Here is a 6,214-nt window from a genome sequence, read left to right as displayed (position 1 = left end):
GCAGGTGATCGTGGGCACCGCCGCGCTGCTCGCCGTGGCCGCCGTCCTCGCCCTCGCCGTCGGGGCGCTGTTCCGGCGCAGCGCCATGGCCGTCATCGCGGTCATCGTGGCGGTTCTCGTCCCGTACGTGCTCGCGACCGCGTCCATCCTGCCGGACGAGGCGTCGCGGTGGCTGCTGCGGCTCACTCCGGCGGCGGGGTTCGCGATCCAGCAGAGCATGCCCACGTACGCGCACGTGACCGCCCGCTACGCACCCGCGGAGGGCTACTTCCCGCTGCCGCCCTGGGCGGGCTTCGCGGTCCTGTGCGCGTACGCCGCCCTGGCGCTCGCCCTGGCCACGCACCGGCTGCGCCGGAGTGACGTATGAGGGACGTCTGCGGCGGCGTGGGGCTGTGCGGGAGGGACTTGTGAGGCGGGAAGTGCATGCGGAGTGGACCAAGCTGCGTACCGTGGCGGGGCCTGGATGGCTGCTGGGCGCGCTCGTCGTGCTGACCGTGGCGGCGGGCGCGGTGGCAGCCGCGGTCGTGCCCTGCGCGGCGGCGGGGTGTGGGCAGGACGCCGCCAGGATCAGTCTCGTCGGTGTCCAACTGGGTCAGGCGATGGTCGCCCTGCTGGCCGTGCTGGCGATCTGCGGCGAGTACAGCACCGGCATGATCCAGACCAGCCTCACCGCGATGCCCCGCCGGGGCACCGCCCTGGCGGCCAAGGCGGTCGTGGTCGGCGGGCTGACGCTGGGCGCGGGGATCCTCGCCGTGCTCGGGTCCGTGCTGGCCGGTCGGCTCCTGCTGCCGGGCAGCGGCTTCACACCCGCGCACGGCTACCCGCCGCTGTCCCTGGCCGACGGGCCCATCCTGCGCGCCGCCGTCGGCTCGGTCCTGTATCTCGTGCTGGTGGCGCTGCTCAGCCTGGGCCTCGCCACTGCCGTACGCGACTCCGCGGCGGCCGCCGGGGTGGTGCTCGGCCTGCTCTACCTCTTTCCGGTCGCCATCCTCATGTTCTCCGACGAAGAGTTGCGGCGGGTCCTCTGGACGATCTCCCCCTCGAACGCGGGGCTGGCCGTCCAGACGACCGTGGATCTCGCCGATCTCCCCATCGCCCCATGGGCCGGCCTCGGCGTACTGGCCGCCTGGGCTGCCGCGTCCCTGACGGGCGGCGCCCTGCTGCTCCGGCTACGCGACGCGTGACTGTGACGTTTCCGCGCGACTCGTTTTCCGTCCTGTAGAAGTGTATAAAAGCGAAATGGCCGTATTTAACGAGGTTCGCTTATTCTCCAGGACTTTGCTTGGCGAAACCTGTGCTGGAGATGAATTCTCGGCGATCTGGGTAAGCGTCGGTTTATGACGACAATGCTTCGCGCAATTGCAGCTCTGGTCGCAGGATGCGCTCTGCCGCTACTGGCGGTGGTGCCCGCCCTGGCGGAGGACCCGCCCGACCCGGCGGAGCAGCCGCCCGTTCTGGCGCAAAAACCGCCTGGCCGGGCGGAAGAACCCCGTGTCCGGGCGGGCGAACCCCCTGTCCGGGCGGAGCAACCGTCTGACGAGGCGGAGGAGAGCGTCACCATTCTGATGCCGGGCGCCCGGGGCGACATGGTCCAGCAGCTCCAGCGGCGCCTGCGCGAACACGGCTTCTACTTCGGCCCCATGAACGGAAAGTACGACATCCAGACGAGGTACGCGGTCTGGGGCTTCCAGAAGAGCCGGCGGATGAGGCCGATGAACGGGGTGGGGCCGAAGGTCTGGCAGGAGTTCGACCGGCCCAGGCGGCTGCGCCCGCTGGTGCCCAAGGGCCCCGCCGACCGGGTCGAGATCAACCTGACCGACCAGTTGCTCACCGTCTACCGCCACCGCCGCCCGGTGCTGACCTCGCACGTCTCGACCGGCGCCGGGGTGCACTACTGCGAGGCCGGCCACTGCGGCTACGCCATTACCCCGGTGGGGGACTTCAAGGTCTACAGGCGGGCGCCCGGCTGGACGCACAGCCCCCTGGGAGAGATGTTCAACTCGCTCTACTTCACCGGCGGCATCGCGATGCACGGCTCGTCGGTGGTGCCCACCAAGCCCTCCTCGCACGGCTGCGTACGCATCCCGGTGCCCACCGCCGTGCGCCTGTATAAAATGGTGCCGATCGGAGAGCCGGTGTACGTGCGCGGAAAAATCTAAACGCCCTGGGGAAGCCGGAACAGCCGGTCGGGGTCGTAGGTGGACTTCACTTCGGCGAGCCGGGCTGCATTGGGCCCATAATACGCATTCCGCCAAGTCTTCAAATCGGGGTCGATGTAATTGACATATGCATGATCCCCGAAATATTGAGACATGTCGGAATGCAGGCCGCGCAGCCATGCCCGATCCGTCCCCTCCGCGTAATACTGCACGCTGAAAAGTGCCGCCCGATGCGGAAACGCCGTGGCCGCGGGGCCGACGCGCCCGATGGCCCCGCCCATTGCGTCCAGCAGCACGGCGTGCCGCCCGCCGCGCGCCACCCCCTCCACCAGCGCCCGGACCCCGTTCGCCGGCAGATTCCCGTACGCCATGTGCGACTTGGCCGCGAACGCCTCCCGCGGCATCCGGCGGCACTCGGCGACCGACATGGCCGCGCAGCCGCCCATGATCTTCATGCCCTCCAGGTAGGGGACCGTCCGCGCCGAGCGGGACGACGGCCGCCCGGCCTTGGCGACGAGCGGGGCCAGCAGCCGGTCGAGGGCGGGCTTGCCGCCGACGTAGGTGCCGACGACGGAGGCGTCCAGACCGCTCGCCGAGCGCGCCAGATGGAGCGACGACCACAGTTCGTCCGGCGCGGACGGTCCCCACGACTGCCACGCCTTGACCACGGCCTCCGCCTTGGACCACGGCCAGTGCAGGAAGAACACGGTGACGTCGCGCGCCTCGAACGTCCTGAACGTGAAGGACACCGCCACGCCGAAGTTCCCGCCGCCGCCACCCCTGCAGGCCCAGTAGAGCCCGGCATTACGCGCGGCGTCGCAGGTCAGCACCCTGCCGTCGGCCGTGACGACGCGTACGGACTCGAGGGTGTCGCACGTGAGCCCGTACTTCCTCGACACCACGCCGATGCCCCCGCCCAGCGTGAGCCCGCCGATCCCGACCGTGGGGCAGGAGCCGCCGGGGATGCTCACGCCGTGGCGGGAGAGCCGGTCGTAGACGTCGATCAGCTTGGCGCCCGCGCCGATCGTGGCCCGGCCGCCCGCAGAGGCGACCGAGTTCATCCTGGACACGTCGATGACCAGCCCCGTGCCCGTCGACCAGCCCGCGTAGGAGTGTCCTCCGGAACGCGTGGTGACCGGCACGCCGCTGGTGCGCGCGAACGAGAGGCACGCCGACACGTCGGCCGCGTTCGCGCAGTAGGCGACCCCGCCCGGCCTGATCCGGTCGTAGGCGGGGTTGTAGAGGCGGCGCGCGGTGTCGTAGCCGGCGTCGCCGGGCAGCACGAGCGTGCCGGCCAGCTGCCCCCGCAGCCTTGCCCAGTTGGGCGGCGGCGCGGAGGTCCCGAGCGACTCCAGCCGGGACGCCGCGGCGGCCAGCGGCGCGAGCGCAGCGACATGTAGAAAGTCCCGGCGGTTCATGGACGTCTCCCAGCTGAGATCGGTGTTCGGCCGATCGGTGAGACGTCGGGATGACCCGCCAGGTTGGTCACATCTTCATCACTTCGGCCTCACCCGGCCGTCCCCCCGAACGCGTTCGGGGTGGGTACGGCGCCCACCCGCGTGAGCCGGGGCGCACCCGCCCCGGCCTTCTTGAGCACTCCGTCCTTGACCAACCGCAGCGGCGACCCGACCGGCTTCGGCCCGTCTCCTGTGGTCTGGGCGAGCCGCAGGGCCAGCGCGGGGCACATTTCGACGGTACGCCGCGCCTCCTTGGCCATCCATCCGGGGACGTTCCTGAACGACGGAAACCCGTAGTCGTCCAGGTCCACGAACTCCGGCAGCAGGTGCGCGCACAGCCCGTGCCCCTGGCAGCGGGACCAGTCGACCTCCAGCCGGTACTCGACGTCGGCCTCGCGCTCGGGCATGGGCAGCACGCCGCGCACCGGCCGTCCGCACGAGCCGTGCTCCAGGTGGAGCGCGATCTCGCTCTCGAACGCGTCCAGCGCCGACAGCACGAACTTCGCCGTGCCGTCCGGGTGGAAGCAGGCTCCGCGCCGCTCGACGCCGCGCACGCAGCGCCGTACGGCGTCCACCGAGCCGGTTCCCTCGACCAGCGCGCACATGGCCCTGGCGATGTCCGGCAGGCCGAGCCGGCACGGACCGCACTGGCCCGCTGACTCGGCCGCGAGATAGGAGGCGACCCTGGCGGCCTCGCCCAGCGAGCACGTCGATTCGCCGAGCGGGACGATGATCCCGGCGCCCAGGGTGGCCCCGGCTTGCTTCATGCCCTCGCGCGAGATCACGGCCGACTGGGCCATCTCCGCCGACAGCCACGCGCCGTGGTAGCCGCCGATGAGCACCCCGTCGCCGACCTCGGCCTCGGTCAGCGCGAGCACGTCCGCCAGGTAGGTGCCGGTCGGCGCCTCGATGACCGCGCCGTTGGCCGCGCCGCCGCTGACGGTGAGCAGGATGGTGCCGGGCTCCTTGCTCGTGCCGACCTCGGCGTACTTCTCCGGCCCGAGCTCGGCGAGCAGCGCGAACTGCGCGTACGTCTCCGTGTTGGACAGCAGGGTCGGCAGGCCGTCCACGCCGCTGACGGCGGCCCGCTTCTTCCTGCCAGGCGGGATGCCCTCCTCGCCGTTCACGGCACGCACGAGCGCGCCGCCCTCTCCGGAGATGAACCTCTCCTTGATCCCGACCACCCGGATCGGGACGCGGCTCTCCGCACCGCCCGACACGTTCGCGGCCCTGCGCTCCGCCACGGCGGCGGCGACGGACGCCTCGGCCACCTCGCCCCCGGCCGTGGCGACGACCACCTCGCGGGCGCCCAGCGCCTCGGCCGCCAGCACCGCGCCGTCCAGCACCAGGTGCGGGTTCCGGGTGAGCAGCATGGCGTCCTTGGAGCTGGCGGGCTCGCCCTCGGCGCCGTTGACCAGCACGATGCTCTCGCCGCCCGAGCCCATCGCGTCGGCGACGGCCCGCAGTTTGCGCGGGAACGGGAACGCCGCCCCGCCACGGCCGCGCATGTCCACCTCGTTGGCCTGCGAGATGAGCTCGCCCAGCTCGCGCGGCTCGGGAGAGCCGTGGAGGGTGCGGTGGGCGGGAAGGTCCAGCCGCCGGGTCTGGTCCAGCCCGGCGGTCAGCCGGCCCGGTCCCATGCGTAACACCCGCGGTACTCGGGCCGGAATCACGGTTGCTCCTGGGGGGTTGCGGGGGTCATCCGGCCTCCTGATGTGCGTGCCGGGCAGATCTCGGGCGGGGTCATCCGGCCTCCCGGTACCTGCGCCGAGCGTCGGCGAGGCTCACCGGCGCGTTGAGCTTGGCGGCCGCCTGAGCCGCTGCCACCGGCGCCGCCGTCTTCTGCGGCCGCTCCACGGGCACACCCGCGGCGGCGGCCGAGCTCACCACGGGCCCTTCGACCATCTCGGGTACGATCGGCGGCCGCCGCACCGTGGCCAGCACGCGCACGACCAGCGCGGAGCCGACCGCCGCCAGGCAGGCCACGTAGGACCAGGCCACCCAACCGGCCGGCTGGCGGCCGGCCGTCAATCCATGCATGATCGCGACCGGCCAGGCGATGTACGCGGCGGAGTGCAGTATCCGCCACATCCACGGCCTGCTCCGCACCGCGAAGCGCCCCCTCAGCATTCCCGTGGCCACGGCCAGGACCATGAGGTCGAAGGCCAGCGTGCCGAGCCCCACGTAGAGCCCGGCCACCGGCACGACCGCCGCCCCCAGCGGTACGTGCCCGAGGCTGATCATGAGTGTGATGTGCGTGACCAGGTAGGCCAGCCCGATGAGCGCGGTGGCCTTGTGCGCGAGCTGCGCCCTGACCCGGTTGGCCGGCGACAGGAAGACGCGTTCGGTCGTGAGCAGACCGAGCGCGATCGTCGTGGTCAGCAGCACCAGGGCGAACACGCCCGCGTAGAACTCGAGGAAGCTGACCCCTCGGCCGAGCAGCGCGACGCCGCGTTCCGTCCTGGTCAGCGCGAACGCCGACAGCAGGATGGCCGTGATCGAGGCGCTCGCCCCCAGCCGGACGTTCCTGGTGTCCAGCTTTGTGGGGGCGTGCCGGGGGTGTCGTCTGTGGAGCATCTATGTTCCCTCCAAGGTCGG

Annotated in this window: 5 protein-coding genes and 1 pseudogene; 3 read left to right on the top strand and 3 right to left on the bottom strand. The window is 71.7% G+C overall.

Features of this window, described 5'->3' with window-relative positions:
* From AB0J09_RS17970 to AB0J09_RS17960, 3 genes and pseudogenes are all read left to right on the top strand, one after another.
* A pseudogene (locus tag AB0J09_RS17970) lies at positions 1-367 on the top strand (hypothetical protein); the annotation flags it as partial.
* A 40-nt stretch (positions 368-407) separates the two neighbouring features.
* Entirely contained in the window at positions 408-1,184 is a 777-nt protein-coding gene (locus tag AB0J09_RS17965) for an ABC transporter permease (protein WP_360691629.1), read from the top strand.
* Positions 1,185-1,337: 153 nt separating this feature from the next.
* Positions 1,338-2,159, top strand: a complete 822-nt coding sequence (locus AB0J09_RS17960; protein ID WP_360691626.1) for a L,D-transpeptidase family protein — start codon at positions 1,338-1,340, stop codon at positions 2,157-2,159.
* Here the strand turns inward: AB0J09_RS17960 and AB0J09_RS17955 are convergent.
* The 3 genes from AB0J09_RS17955 to AB0J09_RS17945 all read right to left on the bottom strand — a co-directional run bounded on the left by AB0J09_RS17955 (position 2,156) and on the right by AB0J09_RS17945 (position 6,193).
* On the bottom strand, positions 2,156-3,577 hold the full coding sequence (locus AB0J09_RS17955) for an FAD-binding oxidoreductase (protein WP_360691623.1): 1,422 nt from the start codon (positions 3,575-3,577) through the stop codon (positions 2,156-2,158). The two genes, AB0J09_RS17960 and AB0J09_RS17955, sit on opposite strands and share 4 nt — an antisense overlap.
* Positions 3,578-3,666: 89 nt before the next feature.
* The gene (locus tag AB0J09_RS17950; protein WP_360691620.1) at positions 3,667-5,256 is read right to left on the bottom strand and encodes an NADH-ubiquinone oxidoreductase-F iron-sulfur binding region domain-containing protein; all 1,590 of its coding nucleotides are present in this window, start codon (positions 5,254-5,256) and stop codon (positions 3,667-3,669) included.
* 103 nt (positions 5,257-5,359) lie between these two features.
* Positions 5,360-6,193, bottom strand: a complete 834-nt coding sequence (locus AB0J09_RS17945; protein WP_360691617.1) for a ferric reductase-like transmembrane domain-containing protein — start codon at positions 6,191-6,193, stop codon at positions 5,360-5,362.
* Between the last annotated feature and the right edge of the window lie 21 nt (positions 6,194-6,214).

The organism is Nonomuraea sp. NPDC049784, assembly GCF_040659615.1.
In the GTDB taxonomy this organism is placed as follows: Bacteria; Actinomycetota; Actinomycetes; order Streptosporangiales; family Streptosporangiaceae; genus Nonomuraea.
The sequence above is the reverse complement of the archived record's forward strand: the minus strand, read 5'-3'. Positions and strand labels throughout refer to the sequence as shown.